At 67.9% G+C, this 18,610-nt stretch carries 17 protein-coding genes; 2 read left to right on the forward strand and 15 right to left on the reverse strand.

The features are described from left to right. The 4 genes from rpsB to sidA all read right to left on the reverse strand — a co-directional run. Positions 1-516, reverse strand: a 516-nt coding sequence (rpsB, locus tag Q7T09_RS00265; RefSeq protein ID WP_304696948.1) for a 30S ribosomal protein S2, incomplete at its 3' end; no start/stop codon positions are given. Between the two features lie 188 nt (positions 517-704). After that, entirely contained in the window at positions 705-1,076 is a 372-nt protein-coding gene (locus tag Q7T09_RS00270; protein ID WP_304696949.1) for a VOC family protein, read from the reverse strand. 3 nt (positions 1,077-1,079) lie between these two features. Then, positions 1,080-4,520 (reverse strand): DNA polymerase III subunit alpha, encoded by a 3,441-nt coding sequence (dnaE, locus tag Q7T09_RS00275; RefSeq protein ID WP_304696950.1) that lies wholly within the window; start codon positions 4,518-4,520, stop codon positions 1,080-1,082. A gap of 28 nt (positions 4,521-4,548) precedes the next feature. Continuing rightward, the gene (gene sidA, locus Q7T09_RS00280) at positions 4,549-4,641 is read right to left on the reverse strand and encodes a cell division inhibitor SidA (protein WP_215340377.1); all 93 of its coding nucleotides are present in this window, start codon (positions 4,639-4,641) and stop codon (positions 4,549-4,551) included. 157 nt (positions 4,642-4,798) lie between these two features. Here sidA and Q7T09_RS00285 point away from each other — a divergent pair, with 157 nt between their 5' ends. Together Q7T09_RS00285 and Q7T09_RS00290 are read left to right on the forward strand one after the other, a co-directional pair. Next, on the forward strand, positions 4,799-6,367 hold the full coding sequence (locus tag Q7T09_RS00285; protein WP_304696951.1) for a DUF262 domain-containing protein: 1,569 nt from the start codon (positions 4,799-4,801) through the stop codon (positions 6,365-6,367). Continuing rightward, entirely contained in the window at positions 6,364-6,621 is a 258-nt protein-coding gene (locus Q7T09_RS00290) for a hypothetical protein (protein ID WP_304696952.1), read from the forward strand. The genes Q7T09_RS00285 and Q7T09_RS00290 overlap by 4 nt, the downstream gene beginning before the upstream one ends. 12 nt (positions 6,622-6,633) lie before the next feature. Here Q7T09_RS00290 and Q7T09_RS00295 read toward each other — a convergent pair whose 3' ends face one another. From Q7T09_RS00295 to Q7T09_RS00345, 11 genes are all read right to left on the reverse strand, one after another. Next, on the reverse strand, positions 6,634-7,338 hold the full coding sequence (locus Q7T09_RS00295; protein WP_304696953.1) for an ABC transporter ATP-binding protein: 705 nt from the start codon (positions 7,336-7,338) through the stop codon (positions 6,634-6,636). Beyond that, entirely contained in the window at positions 7,331-8,620 is a 1,290-nt protein-coding gene (locus Q7T09_RS00300) for a lipoprotein-releasing ABC transporter permease subunit (protein WP_304696954.1), read from the reverse strand. The genes Q7T09_RS00295 and Q7T09_RS00300 overlap by 8 nt, the downstream gene beginning before the upstream one ends. Further along, positions 8,617-9,930: a proline--tRNA ligase gene (proS, locus tag Q7T09_RS00305; protein WP_304696955.1), complete on the reverse strand. Its 1,314-nt coding sequence runs from the start codon at positions 9,928-9,930 to the stop codon at positions 8,617-8,619. Before proS ends, Q7T09_RS00300 begins: the two co-directional genes overlap by 4 nt. Before the next feature lie 281 nt (positions 9,931-10,211). Then, positions 10,212-10,475, reverse strand: a complete 264-nt coding sequence (locus Q7T09_RS00310; RefSeq protein WP_304696956.1) for a DUF1467 family protein — start codon at positions 10,473-10,475, stop codon at positions 10,212-10,214. Continuing rightward, positions 10,475-10,897 (reverse strand): methylmalonyl-CoA epimerase, encoded by a 423-nt coding sequence (gene mce / locus Q7T09_RS00315; RefSeq protein ID WP_304696957.1) that lies wholly within the window; start codon positions 10,895-10,897, stop codon positions 10,475-10,477. Before mce ends, Q7T09_RS00310 begins: the two co-directional genes overlap by 1 nt. 81 nt (positions 10,898-10,978) lie before the next feature. Beyond that, positions 10,979-13,267, reverse strand: coding sequence for a CaiB/BaiF CoA-transferase family protein (locus tag Q7T09_RS00320; protein WP_304696958.1), 2,289 nt, complete (start codon positions 13,265-13,267; stop codon positions 10,979-10,981). Between the two features lie 122 nt (positions 13,268-13,389). After that, positions 13,390-15,006, reverse strand: coding sequence for a ribonuclease J (locus Q7T09_RS00325; protein WP_370689178.1), 1,617 nt, complete (start codon positions 15,004-15,006; stop codon positions 13,390-13,392). Positions 15,007-15,072: 66 nt separating this feature from the next. Continuing rightward, the gene (locus Q7T09_RS00330) at positions 15,073-15,846 is read right to left on the reverse strand and encodes a type III pantothenate kinase (RefSeq protein ID WP_304696960.1); all 774 of its coding nucleotides are present in this window, start codon (positions 15,844-15,846) and stop codon (positions 15,073-15,075) included. Between the two features lies 1 nt (position 15,847). Further along, the gene (locus Q7T09_RS00335) at positions 15,848-16,585 is read right to left on the reverse strand and encodes a biotin--[acetyl-CoA-carboxylase] ligase (protein ID WP_304696961.1); all 738 of its coding nucleotides are present in this window, start codon (positions 16,583-16,585) and stop codon (positions 15,848-15,850) included. Next, a complete protein-coding gene (nuoN, locus tag Q7T09_RS00340; protein ID WP_304696962.1) occupies positions 16,586-18,016 on the reverse strand; it encodes an NADH-quinone oxidoreductase subunit NuoN in 1,431 nt (476 codons plus the stop codon). A 9-nt stretch (positions 18,017-18,025) separates the two neighbouring features. After that, positions 18,026-18,610 (reverse strand): proton-conducting transporter membrane subunit (locus Q7T09_RS00345; protein WP_304696963.1); only part of this gene is annotated, 585 nt, incomplete at its 5' end.

Here is an 18,610-nt window from a genome sequence, read left to right on the forward strand (position 1 = left end):
GATCGCTTCCTTGTTGGTGTCGATCACGAACATGATGTCGGGAATGCCGCCCATGTCCTTGATGCCGCCCAGGGACAGCTCAAGCTTGTCGCGCTCGCGCGTCAGCTTCAGCAGCTCCTTCTTGGCGCGGCCTTCCGAGCCGCCTTCCAGCAGGCCTTCCAGCTCGCGCAGACGCGAGATCGAGCCCGAGACGGTGCGCCAGTTGGTGAGCGTGCCGCCCAGCCAACGGTGGTTCACATAGTACTGGGCGCTGCGCTTGGCGGCGGTGGCGACCGGATCGGAGGCCTGACGCTTGGTGCCGACGAACAGCACGCGGCCACCCGAGGCGGCGACCTCACGCACCTTCACCAGGGCCTGGTGCAGGAGCGGGATCGACTGCGAAAGGTCGATGATGTGGATGTTGGAGCGGCTACCAAAGATGTAGCGGTCCATCTTCGGATTCCAGCGGTGGGTCTGGTGGCCGAAGTGGGCGCCAGCTTCCAGGAGCTGACGCATAGAGAAGTCGGGAAGCGCCATGTCGTATGGTCCTCTTTTTCCGGTTAGCCTCCGCAGACAAACCCTCCCGAAGGAGGACCGGAATGGAAACCGGCGGGATGTCTCCCCGCCAACCGCCAAACGCCTGCGTGTGGAATGGGCGCGGATATAGGGCCAAGCGCCAGAAAATACAATAGCCAGGGGCGGTTGGCTGCGCGAGCCGCCGGCCTCTACTGGTGGACAGCCTCCAGGCGGTAGCCATCCCGGTCGGAGACGAAGGCCGCGTAGTAGGACGCGCCGTACGCAGGACGCAGGCCGGGCGCGCCCTGATCCTCCCCACCCAGCGCCACGGCGGCGGCATGGAAGGCGTCGACCGCGGCCTGACTCGGGGCGTCGAAGGCCAGGTGGAAGCCGGGGCCGGGCGCCAGGACCGGGCCTTCCTGCGGAAACAGGGCGAGCTTGTCGCCGCCACCAGGTGGGCCGTAACCCGCGCCCTTGGCGTGGGACCAGACCCGGACGCATCCTAGCGGGGCTAGCACGGCGTCGTAGAAGACCGCGGCCCGCTCCAGATCGGCGACGCCGAAGGAAATGTGGCCCAGCACCGGCTAGAGATCCTCGACGAAGACCACCCCGGGCGCGGTCTTCAGGGCGCCGCGCACCGCATTGTCCAGGGTGAAGCGGCCGGGCAGCTTGACCTCCACCTCGCGGCCGCCCTCCACCGGCGCCACCAGGATGACCTCGCCGCCACGACTGTTCGCCGAGCCCTCGAGGCGCTTCTTCAGGGCGTCGATCTCGGCGCTGCGGGGGGCGATATGGACGCGCAGGCCGGCCACGGCGTTCTCGATGGCCCGGTCGATGGGCTCGCAGCCGTCGCCGAAGAACCGCACCTCCCCGTCCCTGGCCTTGGCGCGGATCCGCAGGCCGACGCACTTGCCGGGCTCCAGCAGTTCGCGGGCGTTGCGCAGGGATTCCGGCGGGAACAGCACCTCGAACTCGCCGGTGGGGTCGGAGAAGGTGACGAAGGCGAACTTCTCGCCGCTGGAGGCCGAGGCCCGCTCCTGCTTGCGGCGGACAACCCCGGCCATACGGAAGGCCTCGGCGCCGGCCATGGCCTTGGGCAGGACATCGGCCAGCAGGTCCACCCGCTTGCGGCGCAGGGCGGGCACCATGTCGTCCATGGGGTGGCCGGAGAGATAGAAGCCGACGGCGGCCAGTTCCTCGTCCAGGCGCTGGGTCGAGGACCAGGTGTCGATCTTGGGCAGGCGCGGCCGCTGGGCCTCCACCTGGTCGCCGCCAAACAGCGAGCCCTGCGACGAGGCCCGCTCGGCGGCCACCGACTGGCCGTAGCCCACCAGCACATCGGCGGCGGCGACGATCTGGGCACGGTTGGCGTGGAGCGAATCGAAGGCGCCGGCCCGGGCGAGGGTCTCGAAGGAGCGCTTGTTGACCTGCTTGGGGTCGACGCGCTCGACGAAGTCGAACAGGTCCTTGAACGGCCCGCCCTCGGCGCGGACGGCCACCACATGCTCCATGGCCTGCAGGCCCACATTGCGGATGCCGCCCAGGGCGTAGAGCACCTCGCCGTCCGCCACGTCGAAGTCGGCGGCCGACAGGTTCACGTCCGGAGCTCGGATCTTGACCCCGAACTTCTTGGCGTCCTGGTAGAAGACCGCCAGCTTGTCGGTGGTGGAGATGTCGAGGCTCATGGAGGCCGCGAAGAACTCCGCCGGCGCATTGGCCTTCAACCAGCCGGTTTGGTACGAGATCAGGGCGTAGGCGGCCGCGTGGCTCTTGTTGAAGCCGTAGCCCGCGAACTTGTCCACCAGGTCGAAGATGCCCCCCGACTGCTCGGCCGAGACGCCCTTTTCGGCCGCGCCGGAAATGAACCGCGCCCGCTGCTGGTCCATCTCCTCCTTCTTCTTCTTGCCCATGGCCCGGCGAAGCAGGTCGGCTTCCCCCAGCGAATAGCCCGCCAGGATCTGGGCGATCTGCATCACCTGCTCCTGGTAGACGATGACGCCGTAGGTCTCCTTCAGCACCACCTCCAGAGAAGGGTGAAGGTAATCAACGGGTTTGCGGCCGAACTTGCAGTCAATGAACAGCGGGATGTTGTCCATGGGCCCAGGCCGGTACAGGGCGCCGACGGCGGTGACGTCCTCAATGGAGCCGGGGCGAAGCTGGCGCAGGGTGTCACGCATCCCCTGGCCTTCCAGCTGGAACACGCCGACCGTCTGGGCCGCGCTCATCAGCTCGTAGGTCTTGGCGTCGTCCAGGGGCAGCGTGGCCATGTCGACGCGGGCGCCGCGCTTGTCGAGGTGCTTCAGGGCCCGGTCGATGACGGTGAGCGTCTTCAGGCCCAGGAAGTCGAACTTCACCAGGCCCGCGCTCTCCACCCACTTCATGTTGAACTGGGTGGCGGGCAGGTCCGAGCGAGGATCGCGGTAGAGCGGCGTCAGTTCGGTGAGCGGCCTGTCGCCGATCACCACGCCGGCGGCGTGGGTTGAGGCGTTGCGGTAGAGGCCCTCGAGCTGGAGCGCGGTCTCCAGCAGCTGGGCCACGGCCTCGTCGTCATCCTTGGCCTGGCGCAGGCGTGGTTCGATCTCGATGGCGCGGGCCAGCGTCACCGGATTGGCGGGGTTGGCGGGCACCATCTTGGCCAGGCGGTCCACCTGGCCGAGCGGGAGTTGCAGCACGCGGCCAACGTCCCGCAACACCGCGCGGGCCTGCAGGGTGCCGAAGGTGATGATCTGGGCCACGCGGTCGCGGCCATAGCGCTGCTGCACGTAGGAGATCACCTCTTCCCGCCGCTCCTGGCAGAAATCGATGTCGAAGTCGGGCATGGACACCCGCTCGGGGTTCAAGAACCGCTCGAACAGCAGGCCGTAGCGCAGGGGATCGAGGCCGGTGATCAGCAGCGACCAGGCCACTAGGGAGCCGGCGCCCGACCCCCGGCCCGGGCCTACGGGGATGTCGTGGGCCACGGCCCATTTCATGAAATCCGACACGATCAGGAAGTAGCCCGGGAAGCCCATGGCCTGGATGACGCCGATCTCGCGCTCCAGCCGGTCCCAATAGTCCTGCTCGGTCCCGGAAAGGGTGTGGCCCTCCAGGCGCTTGCGCAGACCCTCGCGGGCCTGTTCGGCCAGTTCCTCGGCCTCGGTGCGGCCGGCGACCGTAGGGAAGCGCGGCAGGATCGGGTCACGCTTCTTGACCATGAAGGCGCAGCGCCGGGCGATATCGAGGGTGTTGTCGCAGGCCTCGGGCAGGTCGGCGAACAACTTGCGCATGTCGGCGGCCGGCTTGAACCAGTGCTCGGGCGTCACCCGGCGGCGGTCCTCCTGGCTGATATAGGCGCCGTCGGCGATGCACAGCAGGGCCTCGTGGGCGGTGTAGAGCTCGGCCGGGCCGAAATAGACGTCGTTGGTGGCCACGAGCGGAATGTCGAACTCGTAGGCGTAGGCCACCAGCTCCGGCTCGGCGGCGGCTTGGGCGGCCATGCCGTGGCGCTGCAGCTCGATATAGAAGCGGTCGCCGAACACCCGGTGCATTTCGGCGAGCGCCGCCTGGCCCTCGGCGGTCTTGCCCGCGGCCATCAGCGGATCGACCGGCCCGTCGACGCCGCCCGACAGCAGGATCAGGCCCTCGGCCCGCTCCACCACGGCGCTCCAGGGGACCTGGGGCTCGTCGGTGGGCTCGATGTCCAGATAGGCCATCGAGGAGAGTTCGGAGAGGTGCAGATAGCCCTGCTCGCTCTGGGCCAGCAGGACGATGGTGGGAATCTTGGCCCAGCGCTCCGGCGGCCCCTCGCCGATGCCGCGCACCGGCAGGGCGACGCCGACGATGGGCTGGACCCCGGTCTCCTTGGTGGCGACGGAGAACTCCAGGGCCCCGAACAGATTGGCCCGGTCGGTAAGGGCCACGGCCGGCATATGGGCCTTGGCCGCCAGCTTGCCGACCGCGTCGGCCTTGATGGCGCCCTCCAGCAGCGAATAGGCCGAGCGCACCCGCAGATGGACGAAACCGTCTTGCCCGCCCTGCCCGCTCACGCCGTCCTCCGCTCTCAGATTGTCAGCCTCAGGCGGCCAGTTGCGCGACCTGACACATCATCCAGACAAAGCCCGCCACCGACACAAAGGCCAGCGATTCCCGCGCCAGACGAACAACCATAACGCCCCTCCTGTGAATGTTCTGCGTATGTTCCTATTCTGGTTTTGTTCTCATGACAAGGGGCTGTCGTATTCTACCCCACGGCCAAATCTCGACTCTGGCGAGTGGCGGCTTAGGATACTCGCCAACGAAAGCGAAAGCGCTTGGGGGTGTTGGAATGGCACGCGACGGAAAGAACGTCGTCAATCTTGATGCTCTAATCCCGAGGGCGGATTTGTTTGAACAATCCGTTCCCGGAAAGCTCGACCAGAATATCCGCATCAGTGATCTGGAACCTGGCGTCACCTACAACCTTCTTCGAAAGCCTGACTTTCAGCGCGAAACTGCGAACTGGAATCCGCAGCAAGTTGCTGGGTTGATCCAGACCTTCAGCGATTCCGACATTATCCCGGCGATCATTCTCTGGGAAAACGGAACGAGCCTGTTCGTAGTCGATGGTGCCCACCGTCTCAGCGCGCTCATCGGTTGGGTTCAAAGCGACTTTGGGGCCGGAACTCTTTCGCAGTTGATGTTCGGAACCAAAATTCCCGACCACCAGAGAGTTATGCACGACCAGACCATTGAGCTTGTGCGCAACGCTGTTGGCTTGTGGCCCGACTACAAGGAGAGGAAGGGCATCAGCAGCTTGAGGACGTTGCCCGTACAATGGATCGAGGGCCGCACTGCTCCGCAAGCCGCAAGGGCCTTCATTCGGATCAATCAGGGTGGGACTGAGATCGACGCCCTTGAGACGCGCATCCTCCAAGCAGGTGGTTCAGCACTCGCGGTTGCCACCCGCGCAATTGCCCGAGGGGGTGCTGGGCACCGCTATTGGGATCACTTCTCGAATGAGGAAGCTCGCCGCCGGAGCCCCGCGCTTGGCGAAGAGATTTACAAGCTCTTGTATGAGCCCAAGCTTGAGCCGCCCCTCAAGACCGTTGAAGTGCCTCTCGCGGGCATTGGCTATGGCGTTGCGGTGCTTCGACTCGCCTTCGATCTTGTGGCGTTGGCAAATCAGTTGCCCGTCGCAGACTCGACCCGGAAGGCGAAGGCCACCGATCCAGAATTGGAAAAGGACCCGACGGGGACGCAAACGCTTGCTTATCTGAGGCGCACCAAGCGGATCGTCCAGATGATCCTGTCCAACGAGCGCCACTCGTTGGGGCTTCATCCGGCCCTCTACTGTTATACGTCGAACGGCAACTTCCAACCGGCCGCACTTTTGAACATCGTCGCTTGGGTGATGCGTCTAGATGCGACTGGGCGGCTCGAAACGTTCCGAAGGGTTCGGGGCGACTTCGAGGATCTGATCCTTGCTCATCCGGCTATGGTGAAGCCCGCCGTCAACAAGCTCGGGACGGGAACACGCAACCGCCCGAGAGCCCTTAGCTTGCTTGACCGCGCGGTTGACCTTCTGGCGGCAGGGAAGAGCAAGGAAGAGGCCTGGGAGACGCTCATCGAGGAGTTTCCGCAGATTGCCGTCGCCGAGCCTGAACCTGAGGAAGGGGAAGGTGCCGGACGCCCGTTCAGCAGCGGTGCAAAGAGCGCCCTTTCGCTCAGCGACCTAGGCGCAGCTCCCCGTTGCCCACTTTGCCAAGGCCTGCTTCACCCCAACGGAAAGACGGCTGATCATCGAGACAAGAGGGCAGATGGAGGTTCGTCGCACTCTCGGAATGGCCGCTGGGTCCACCCAGCTTGTAACGGTGCGCGCGACAAGGACGAGGCCAAAGGCGGCGGACAAAGATGACCAAACGCTGGCGGATTACGGGCTACGAAGGCGAGACCGTCGTTTTTGATCGCGTGCTCTTCGGGAAAGTCGGACATGGACAAGTGCAGGAGTTGCTAGCTCGGCTCCAATCCCAACACCTCAAGGACAGCGAAATTATCGATGCGACTTTGGGGATTACCGACTCTCTGAAAATAACCAAAACACTGAACGGGTCCGATTTTTCGACCTCAGGGCACCCTCGCTATTACACAGCTGACGAGGAAGATGTCTGACTAGGTTTGCTCCTAAAACCCCTTCTGCGCTTCCAGCTTCCCGTCCTTGAGGCCCAGCACCCGGTCCATGTGCCGGGCGAGTTCGAGGTTGTGCGTCGCCACCAGGGCCGCGACGCCGGTGGCGCGGGCGAGCGCATAGAGGTTCTCGAACACGGCGGCCGAGGTGTGGGGGTCGAGGTTGCCGGTGGGTTCGTCGGCCAGCAGGAGGCGGGGGGAATTGGCCAACGCGCGGGCGATGGCCACGCGCTGCTGCTCGCCGCCGGAGAGCTGGGCGGGCTGGTGCTTGACCCGCTCAGCCAGGCCCAGCTGGTCCAGCAGGAAGAAGGCGCGTTCGCGGGCGGCCTTGCGCGACACCCCGGCGATCATCTGGGGCAGGGCCACGTTGTCGAGGGCCGAGAATTCGGGGAGCAGGTGGTGGGCCTGGTAGACGAAGCCGATGGTGTGCAGGCGCACCCGGGTGCGGACCCGGTCGCTGAGGTTGGAGCAGTCGCGGCCCTCGATGAAGATCTGGCCGGCGGTGGGGCGTTCCAGCAGGCCCGCGGCGTGCAGGAGCGAGGACTTGCCCGAGCCCGAGGGGCCGATCAGGCCCACGACCTCGCCCGGCATGATGTCCAGGTCGGCGCCGTCGAGAACGGTCAGGGTCTTGTCGCCGCTGAGATAGGTGCGGGTCAGGCCGCGGATGGCCAGGACCTGGTCGGGGCTGGAGGGGTCACTCATAGCGAAGCGCCTCCACGGGATCGAGGCGCGAGGCGCGCCAGGCCGAGGGCAGGCTGGCGATGAAGGTCATGGCCAGCGCCCCGGCGGCGATGCCGGAGACCTCCATCCAGTCGATCTTGGCCGGCACGCGGGTGAGGAAATAGACGTCGGAATTGAACACCTGGGTCCCGGTCGCCCACTCCACCGCCTGCTGGATCTCGCCGATGAAGGTGCAGAAGAGCACGCCGATCGCCAGGCCGGTGGCCGTGCCCAGGATGCCGATGGTGGCGCCGGTCATGAAGAAGATGCGCAGGATGCTCCCCTGCCCCGCTCCCATGGTGCGCAGGATGGCGATGTCGCGGCTCTTGTTCTTCACCAGCATGACCAGGCCGGAGATGATGTTCATCGCCGCGATGAACAGCAGCATCATCAGGATCAGGAACATGACGTTCCGCTCCACCTGCAGGGCGCCCCAGTAGGAGGCGTTCTTCTGGGTCCAGTCGGTGACCACGGCGCCGGGGCCGGCGATGCGCGCCACCTCCGGCTTCATGCCGACGGCGTCGTCGGGATTGGCCAGCTTCATCTCCACGAAGTCGACGCTCTGGTCGCGGCCGAAGAACAGCTGGGCCTGGGCCAGCGGCATGTAGATGAAGGCCTGGTCGTACTGGCTCATCCCCACCTTGAAGGTGCCGGCCACGGTGTAGGACTTGCGCTGCGGCGTGGCGCCGAAGGCCGTGGCCCCGCCGGTGGGGGAGATCAGGGTGAGCGCGTCGCCGGCCTGGACGCCGAGGTTCCGGGCCAGTTCGTCCCCCACCAGGACCAGGTCGCCGCCGTATTCGCCGTCGCCGAAGCCCTCCATGGCGCCGGAGACGATGTTGCCGGAGATGATCTTGGTGGCCTTCAGGTCGGCCGGCGTGATGCCGCGGACGATGGCGCCGCTGATCTGGCCGATGCCCAGCGCCATGGCCTGGGCCTCGATCACCGGGGCGGCCTGGGTGACGCCGGGAATGGCCCGCAGGCGGTGAACGAGCGGATCGCGGTCGGGGGCCTGGAGCACGCCGCCGGCCACATAGACGTGGCCGTTGAAGCCGAGGATGCGGCTGAGCAGCTCCGAGCGGAAGCCGTTCATCACGCTCATGACGATGATCAGGACGGCGACGGCCAGGGTGATGCCGATGAAGGAGATGACCGAGATCAGGGCCACGCCGCCCTGGCTCTTCTTGGCGCGCAGATAGCGGCCGGCCACCGTGCGTTCCCACCCCCCGAAGGGCGGGGCGCGTCCCCCCAGGGCCTGCTGGCTCACGCGGTGATCACCTTCAGGGCCTGCTCGAGCGGCAGGGTCTGCTTCTCGCCGGTGGCGCGGCGCTTGATCTCCACCGTGCCATCGGCGACGCCCTTGGGGCCGACCACCAGCTGCCAGGGGATGCCCACCAGGTCGATGGCGGCGAACTTGGCGCCGGGGCGCTGGTCGCTGTCGTCCAGCAGGGGGTCCTTGCCCGCCGCGATCAGGGCCTGGTAGGCGGTCTCGGCCACCTCATCGACGGCGGCGTCGCCGGGCCGCAGGTTGATCACCGCCACGCCGAAGGGCGCCACGGCGTCGGGCCAGATGATGCCGGCCTCGTCGTGGCTGGCCTCGATGATGGCCCCGGTCAGGCGCGAGACGCCGACCCCGTAGGAGCCGCCGTGGATGGGGCGGTTCTGGCCGTCGGGCCCGGCCACCTCGGCCTTCATGGGCTTGGAGTACTTCTCGCCGAAATAGAAGATGTGGCCGACCTCGATGCCGCGCGCCGACAGGCGCTTGTCCTCGGGGACGGCGGCGAAGGCGGCCTCGTCGTGCATCTCCTCGGTGGCGGCGTAGAGGTTGGTGCGCTGCTCCACCAGGGGCTGGAGGTCGCCGTCCCAATCGACGTCGCCGGGGGCGCCCATCTCGATCAGGTCCTTGTGGCAGAAGACCTGGCTCTCGCCGGTGTCGGCCAGGATGATGAACTCGTGCGACAGGTCGCCGCCGATGGGGCCGGGGTCGGCCTTCATGGGCACCACATTGAGACCCAGGCGGGCATAGGTGTTCAGATAGGCGATGAACATGCGGTTGTAGGAGCGGCGCGCGGCGGCCTCGTCCACGTCGAAGGAATAGGCGTCCTTCATCAGGAATTCGCGGCCGCGCATGACGCCGAACCGGGGGCGGCGCTCGTCGCGGAACTTCCACTGGATGTTGTAGAAGTTCTTGGGCAGGTCCTTGTAGCTCTTCACATAGGCGCGGAAGATCTCGGTGATCACCTCCTCGGCCGTGGGGCCATAGAGCAGGTCGCGCTTGTGGCGGTCGGTGATGCGCAGCATCTCGTCGCCATAGTCCTCATAGCGGCCGCTCTCGCGCCACAGGTCGGCCAGCTGCAGGGTGGGCATCAGCACCTCGATGGCGCCGGCGCGGTCCATCTCCTCGCGGACGATCTGCTCGATCTTCTTCAGGACCCGCAGGCCGAGGGGAAGCCAGGCATAGATGCCGGCGGCCTCCTGGCGGATCATGCCCGCGCGCAGCATGAGCTGGTGGCTGACCACCTGGGCGTCGGAAGGGGCTTCCCGCAGCGTCGGCATGAAGTAACGCGAAAGACGCATCGGCGAAGGTTTCCCGGACGAGGTTCAGATCAACGGCCCTGATAGCCGTCGCCCATGGACCTTGGCAACGAAGCTGGATGAAAAGAAGGCCGCCCAGGGAGGCGGGCGGCCTTCTCATCGTCGGGGAAAACGCCACGGGCGGCTCTTGGCTGCCCGCGATGTCCAATCAGGTAACCCTGGTTACGCCGGGCGGCGAAGGGGTTACGCCCCCGCCCCGCCGCCGCCTGGCTTTCGCCCAATCTTTGAGCGCGCCAGGGCTGCGACGCCGCGTGGTTGAGCAATCAGCCCAGGCCGGAGGGCAGGTTGGGGAGCGGAATCACCTTGAAGTGCAGGGCCAGCCACAGGGCGGCGAAGACGATCGCCGAGATCCAGGTGGTGGTGATGAACTTCTTCTTGATCTTGGGATCGACCGGCGCCGCCGGATCGCCGCCGTCGCCCTTGTCGATGCCGGCCTCGGCGTGGCTGACGACCCCGATCGGCAGGACGGCGAACAGCACCGTCCACCAGATGGTCAGATAGATGGCGACGCCGGTGAACCAGCTCATCAGTGGGCTCCCTTGGGGGTTTCCATGAGTTCGACCAGGACGCCGCCCATGTTCTTGGGATGGATGAAGATCACCGGCACCCCGTGGGCGCCGATGCGGGGCTCCCCCGTGCCCAGGACCGTTGCGCCCTTGGCCCGCATGTCATCGCGGGCCACCAGGATGTCGGGGACCTCGAAGCAGATGTGGTGCTGGCCGCCCGAGGGGTTCTTGGCCAGGAAGCCGTGGATCGGCGAGGCCTCGCCATAGGGCTCGATCAGCTCGATCTGGCTGTTGGGGGTGTCGACGAAACAGACCCAGACCCCCTGTTCGGGGAGAGCGAACTTCTCGCCGATGGAGGTGGCGCCCAGCAGGTCGCGATAGACCTTGACCGCCTCGTCGATGGAGGGGGTCGCGACCCCCACATGGTTCAGTTTTCCGATCATGGACCATCCGCCTCAAATGATGGGCGAGGGTATAGACGAGTTCCGCAAGGTTTGGGGAACGCTCTGTGCGACTTCCCGCCGCTACTGAGTGAACAGCGCCGTGCCGCCGTCGCGCAGGTGGGCCAGGTTGGCGGCGGGACCGAAGATGGCGCCGGCCGCCAGCAGCTCGGCGATGTGGGCGTGGGAATAGCCCATCTCCTCCAGCAGGTCGCCGCTGTGCTGGCCGAGGTCCGGGGTGGGCCGGTGGAAGCCCGCCGCGCCGCGGCCGAAGTCGGCATAGGCGCGCACGCCGAGCATGTCGCCGAGACGCGGATGACGCCAGACCTCGAAGAAGTCGTTCTCCCACAGCCAGTCGCTCTCGAAGGCCTCGTAGCCGCGCAGGACCGGAGCGCAGGGCACGTCCCCGGCCAGGAGCTCGGCCAGCAGGTCCTCGCGCGGGCGGCTGGCGAAGGCCAGCTCCAGGGCGCGCGCCAGGTGGCCGTCGCGGGGGGCGGTGAGCGCCGTCTCGGGCACGGCGACCCGCAGGGTCCCGCCCAGGGCTTCGGCTTGTTCGGGGGTCTCGCAGACGATGGCGATCCAGCCGTCGGCGCAATTGTAGTAGCGGTGCAGGGCGCGCACGCCCAGGCAGTCGCGGTCGCCGACATCGTTGGCGGGCCGGCCCTCATAGGTGGTGACCTCGCCCAGCTGGAAGGTGAGGCTCTGGGCCATCAGGCTGGTGACCACCTCCTGCCCCTCCCCCGTCGTCTGGCGGGCGTTGAGGGCGGCGATGATGGAGAAGGCGACGATGGCGGCGGTGGCCACGTCATTGACCGGGATGGTGTGCAGGATGGGCTCCCCGTCCCCGCCCTGGGCGGCCATCATCCCGCCCTCGGCCTGCAGCAGGGGATCGAAGCCCGGCAGGTGGGCGCGCGGGCCCTTGTCGCCATAGGCGTTGATGGAACAGGAGATGATCCTCGGATTGACCGCCTTCAGCGCCGCATAGTGGATGCCCAGGCGCTCGCGGACCCCGAAGCGGTAGTTGTCGAGGATGACATCGGCCTCGCGCACCAGGTCGAAGAACATCTCGCGGGCCGCCGGCTGCTTCAGGTCGATCCCCAGGCCGCGCTTGCCGCGGTTGTAGCCCATGAAGCCGCCGCCATTGCTGCGGAAGGGGTCACCCTCGATGGGCTCGATCTTGATGACGTCGGCGCCGAGATTGGCCAGCACGCCACCGGCATGGGCCCCGGCGATCACGGTGCCCAGGTCCAGCACCTTGATCCCGGCCAGGGGCGCGGGGCCGTCATTGGCGCCGGTGGGCTCAGGCGCGGGCCGCGGCGTCCAGGCGTGGCCGTTCAGGGGCTTGGCCAGGTGGCGCACGGAGCCCGGGGTCACCGACAGGCGCGCGGGGACGTTGGGCATGGCGACGGGCCCCAGTTGCGGGTGCTCCAGCACCACCCTGGCCTCGCCGGCCGCGATGGCCTCGCCAGCGAACCAGGGTTCGCGCTCGCCGACCGGCGCGCAGGGGACGCCGTGGCTCTGCAGCAGGGCCAGCCAGTCGGCGCGGGGCCGGGTCTTGAACACCGCCTTCAGGGCCTCGCGGGCCAGGAGGGGATCGGCGGCGAAGGTCTCCCAGTGATCGGCGAGGCCAAGCGCCTGGATGGCGCGGTGGTAGAAGGCCACGAACAGGGTCGCCAGGAAGAACCACTGGCCGTCCCCGCACTCATAGAGCCGGTAGCTGGGGGACGCCCCCAGGGGCGCGCCGCGGGGCAGTGGCGGCTCGGACAGGACCCGGACCGGGCCGGTGACCTCCGAGACCCCATGCAGGCCGCTGACGGTGACCGCCTGGCCCTTGCCGCTACGGTGGCGCTCGTGCAGGGCCGCCCCGATGGCCGCGGCGCCCATCACGCCCTGGCCGTAGTGGCAGAGCGGCAGGATCAGGTGGATGGGCTGGTCCGAGTAGCTCCCCTGCCGGAAGGCCACGCCGCTCAGCGCCGTCAGCAGGCTGTGGTGGGAGGGCAGCCGGCTCCAGGAGCCCGTCGTCCCGTAGGGCGGCATCCAGGCGTGGATCAGGGACGGATGGGCCTCGGTGAGGGTGCGGGCGTCGAGGCCCAGAGCCTCCAGCTTGCCTGGGGCGTGGTCGAAGAGGGCGACGTCGGCGAGCGCGATCAGCTCCCGGGCGCGGGCGAGGCCGGCCGCGGTGGCCAGGTCCAGGGTCAGGAGTTGCTTGTTGCGGTTCCAGGTGAGGTAGCCCGGATGGCTGGCCATCCGGTCGCCCTGGGGCGGCTCGACCTTGATGACCTCGGCCTCGAAGTCGCCCAGCAGCATGGCCGCCATGGGGCCGGGGGTCCCTTGGGTGAAGTCGACGATGCGCACGCCGGCGAATGCGGACATTTCAAGCGCCCTCCCTGGTGCGGGGCGCGTCGTGTCGCGCGCCCTCGCCTGGCCCGCTGTAAGCGGGCCAAGGGGCATCAAACCATACTCAGGCCTTGAAACAAGCCCGACCGGTCGGTCGGTTAGATGCGCAGGACCGTGGTCTCCACCACGGGGCGGCGGCCCCAGACCCTTTGGCTGGCCTTTTTCACCGCCCGCGAGATGGCCTTCTCGATGGCCTCGTCGTCGTCCCGCTCGGGCCCCTTGAGGCGGTCAAGGGCGCGCTCGGCCTCGTCGGCGAGATCGTCCATCATCTCGTCCATCGGATAGTCCTCCTCGGCGGGCAGGCCGAGGGCGCGGACCTGCGGGCCCGAGACGATCTTGCCGCGAGGATCGAGGGCGACGGAAACCGCCAGCATGCCGTTGAAAGCCGCGTGGCGGCGTTCGCGCAGGGCGTCGCCATTCTCCGGGGTCAGCATGCCGCCGTCGACATAGATGCGGCCGGCGGGAACCTCGTCGATGATCTCGGCGCGGCCGGGCGCCAGGCGGACCATGTCGCCGTTGCGCGGGGAGACGGTCTGCGGAACCTGCAGGTCCTTGGCGAAGGCGGCGTGCTCCAACAGGTGGCGGCGCTCGCCGTGGGTGGGGACGGCGATCTGCGGCCGGGCCCAGGCGTACATCTGGGCCAGCTCGTCGCGGCACGGGTGGCCGGAGACGTGGATGCCCGGGTGGTCGCGCTCGGTGTAGAGGCGCACCCCGCGGTCGGCGAGGCGGTTCTGCAGGGCGCGGATCGGCACCTCGTTGCCGGGAATGACACGGGAGGAGAAGACGCAGGCGTCCCCCTGCCCCAGCTTCACGAAGGGGTGGGAGCCGTCGGCGATGCGGAACAGGGCCGCGCGGGCCTCCCCCTGGCTGCCGGTGCAGAGATAGAGGATGCGATCCTCGGCGAAGTCGCGCGCCTCGTTGTCGGGGATGAAATCCTTGAGATCGGCCATCATGCCCACCGACTTGGCGGCCGCCGCCATGCGGTGCATCGAGCGACCCACCAGGCACACCCGGCGGCCGGCGGCCTCGGCGGCGCGGATCACGGAGTCCATGCGCGCCACATTGGAGGCGAAGCAGGCCACGGCCACCTTGTGGTGCAGGCTCTTGATCAGGCTGCCCAGAGCGTCGCGGACGTCGGCTTCGGAGCCGGCGGCGCCGTCGACGAAGACGTTGGTGGAGTCGCAGACCATGGCCAGGACGCCCTCGTCCCCCAGCTTCTTGATGGCGTCCTCGTCGGTCACCGAGCCCAGGACGGGATCGGGATCGATCTTCCAGTCGCCGGTGTGGAGGATGGTGCCGAGCGGGGTGCGGATCGCCAGGCCGTTGGGCTCGGGGATCGAGTGGGTGAGCGTGATCAGGTCGATCTCGAACGGGCCGAGGGTCACCTTACCGCCCAGGGGCACCTCGGTGATCTTCGCGTCGGCGGCCGCCGGGTTCTCCCTCAGCTTTTCCCGCAGCAGGAAGGCGGTGAAGGGGGTGGCGTAAAGCATCCCGCCCAGGCGCGGCCACAGGCGCGCGACGGCGCCGATATGGTCCTCGTGGGCGTGGGTCAGGACGATCCCGAGGATGTCCTTCTTGTGGGCCTCGAGGAACTGGGGGTCGGGCAGGATGATCTCCACCCCCGGCGTGGTCTGGTCGCCGAAGGTGATGCCGAGGTCGACCACGATCCACTTGCGCGCGTGCGGTGGGCCGTAGCCGTAGAGATTGAAGTTCATTCCGATCTCGTTCGAGCCGCCGAGCGGCAGGAAAACGAGTTCGTCGTCAGGTTTGGGTTTCACGAATTATGCCTTCGCCGGGTTTCGGCGGTGAATTTCCAGCATCCCACGGATGGTGAGATCGGGATCAAAATGGTCGATGGCGCTGGTGGCGCCGTGGAAGAGGGAGGCGACGCCGCCGGTGCCGATGACGGTCATGGGACGGCCCCATTCGGCCTTGATGCGGGCGACGAGGCCTTCGATGAGGGCGATATAACCCCAGAACACCCCGGCCTGCATCGCTTCCACCGTGTCCTTGCCGACGACGTGCTCGGGCCGCTGGATCGCGACACGTGGGAGCTTGGCCGCCGCGGTATGCAACGCCTCCATCGACAGGTTGATCCCTGGCGCGATGGCGCAGCCCTCAAGACCGCCGTCGGCGGCCACCACGTCGAAGGTGGTGGCGGTGCCGGAGTCGATGACGATGAGGTCGCCCGGATAGACGATATGGGCCCCAATTGCGTTCACAAGACGGTCGGCGCCGGCCTCGGCGGGCTTGGTGATGCGCACGGGGATCCCCAGCTCGGCGTTCTCGCCGATCACCAGGGGCTCCACGTGGAAGTAGCGGCGCGAGAGGTTGCGCAGGTTGAAGATCGACTGCGGCACCACGCTGGAGATGATGCAGGCGTCCAGGACGCCGAACTGCAGGCCGGCCATGTTCAGCAGCTGCGACAGCCAGACGGCGTATTCGTCGGCGGTGCGGCTGGAGTCGGTGGCCGCGCGCCACTGGGCGATCCAGTTCGCGCCGTCATGGACGGCGAAGAGCGTGTTGGTGTTGCCCTGTTCGATGGCGAGCAGCATGTCAGGACCCTCCGAAGAAAACGTCGCCGGCCGTTATGCGCAGAACCGCGCCGTCGTCCAGCCGCAGCCGCAGCGCCCCGTCCAGGTCCAGGCCCTCGGCCACCCCCCGCAGGGTCTGGTTGGGCAGGCGGGCCTCGCAGGACTGACCCAGGCCGTGGGCGCGTTCGGTCCAACCCTTGGCGATGGGGGCGAAGCCCTCCCGCTCCCAGGCCAGGCGCCAGCGCTCGAAGGCCTGGGCGAGAACCTCCAGAGCGGCGCGCGGCGACGGTGGCGGCCCCGCCATGAACTCGGCGAAGGCTGCGGCGGGGCGCTCCACGTCCTGTGGGGCGTGGGCGAGATTGATCCCGATCCCCACCGCCAGCCACAGGCGGCCGTCGGGCAGAGGCCCGGACTCCACCAGGATGCCGGCGGCCTTGCGGCCATGGATCAGCAGGTCATTGGGCCACTTTACCGTGGCCACGCCGGCGCCCAGGCAGGTCTGCGCCAGATCGGCGGCGGCCAGGGCGGCGACGAAGGAGATCTGGGCCGCCTCCCCCACCGGCTTGTCGGTGGAGAACAGCAGGGTGGCGGCCAGGTTGCCGGACTTGGTCTGCCAGTCGCGGCCGCGCCGACCGCGGCCGGCGGTCTGGGTGAGCGCGGTGATCCAGACCGGACCGACCTCGCCGGCCTCGGCGCGGCGGCGCGCCTCGGCGTTGGTGGAATCGATCTCGTCGTAGGACTCGATCGGCGGAAGCGTCACCTAGACCAGGCCGAACGCGGCCGCGGCGGCCTTGGCCAGCGGGTCGATGAAGACCAGAGCGCCCAGCACCAGCGGGAAGGAGAAGAGGGCCGCGGCGATGGCGATGGCGCGCGCCTCGACCGGGGGGGCGTCGGTTCCGCCGAGGCCGCCGTCGAACCACATCACCTTGATGAGGCGCAGATAGTAGAAGGCCGCCACGACGCTGCCCACCAGGCCCAGCACGGCCCAGACCCCCAGGCCGGAATTGATGGCGGCCTTGAAGACATAGAACTTCGCCCAGAAGCCCGAGAAGGGCGGCAGGCCCAGGGCCGAGAGCGAGAAGGCGGTCATGGCCAAGGCGATGCCCGGGCGCTCCTTCATCAGGCCCGCCATGTCCGCGATGGTCTCCATCGGCTTGCCGGCCCGCGACAGGGCGGCCAGGCAGGCGAAGAAGCCGGTCACGTCGACCATGTAGAGGACCATGAAGACCAGCATGGACTGGACGCCCTCGGCGCTGCCCGAGGCAAGGCCCAGGACGGCGTAGCCGACATTGGCGATGGAGGAATAGGCCCACAGGCGCTTGAGGTTGCTCTGGGCCAGGCCGGCGAAGGCGCCGACCGCGATGGAGGCCATGGCGATGATCACCAGGACCTGGCTCCACTGGGCCGAGGCGCCCTGGAAGCCCTCGCTCAGCGCGCGGGCGAAGAGGACCATGGCCGCCAGCTTCGGCGCGCCGGCGAAGAAGGCCACGACCGGGGTCGGCGCGCCCTCATAGACGTCGGGCGTCCACATGTGGAACGGGGCGGCGGAGACCTTGAAGGCCAGGCCGCAGATCAGGAAGACCAGACCAAACAGCACCCCGGTTCCCGCCCCGGCCTGCACGGCCACAGCGATGTCGACGAACTTGGTGGAGCCGGCGAAGCCGTAGATCAGCGAGGCGCCGTAGAGCAGCAGGCCTGAGGAGAGCGCGCCGAGCACGAAGTACTTCAGGCCGGCCTCCGAGGCCTTGGCGTCGTCCCGGTGCATGGCGGCCAGGACGTAGAGGGCCAGGGACTGCAGCTCGACCCCGACATAGAGCGAGATCAGGTCGCCGGCGGCCACCATCATCGACATGCCGAGCGCGGCCAGCAGGATCAGGACCGGGAACTCGAAATTGCGCACGCCCCGCCGCTCGAACCACTTCTGGCCGAGAGGAATGGCGATGGCGCTGGCGGCGAAAATGGCCACCTGGCTGAAGGCCGAGGCGTCGTCGGCCACCAGGCCGCCCGCGAAGCCGCGTCCCTGGGCCCCGAAGGCCGCCGCGTAACCGGCGCCCGCCAGGGCGGCCACCGCGCCGAGGGACAGCAGGTTGGTGGCGCGCGGCGCGAAGGCGCCGACAACCAGGAGCAGGAGGGCGGCGCCGGCCAGGATCAGCTCGGGACCGGCAAGGGCGATATCGGCGGAGAAGTTCATGGATAGCCCCTAGGCGCCGATAGCCGCGCGGTAGACCGCGACGAGGTTGTCGACCGACGACTGGGTCAGGTCGAAGACGGCGGCCGGATAGATGCCGAGGTAGAGGGTGGAGGCGATCAGCGGCGCGAAGATCGCCACCTCGCGCCAGTCGAGGTCGCCGATCTCGGCCAGGGCCGGATTGGTCAGTTCCCCGAAGATCACCCGACGATAGAGGGAGAGCGCGTAGACCGCCGAGAGGATGACCCCGCTGGCGGCCACCAGGGCCGTCCAGGTGGAGACGCCATAGGCCCCGGTCATGGTCAGGATCTCGCCGACGAAGCCCGAGGTGCCAGGCAGGCCGACATTGCCCATGGTGAAGAGCATGAAGACCGCCGCATACCAGGGCATGCGGTTCACCAGCCCGCCGTAGAAGGCGATCTCGCGGGTGTGCATGCGATCATAGACCACGCCGACGCAGAGGAAGAGCGCGCTGGCGATCACCCCGTGGCTGAGCATCTGGAAGACCGCGCCCTGCACGCCGATGGCGTTGCCGGAGAAGATGCCCATGGTCACGAAGCCCATGTGGGCGACCGACGAATAGGCGATCAGCTTCTT

Source organism: Phenylobacterium sp. (genome assembly GCF_030645195.1).
Classification (GTDB): domain Bacteria; phylum Pseudomonadota; class Alphaproteobacteria; order Caulobacterales; family Caulobacteraceae; genus Phenylobacterium.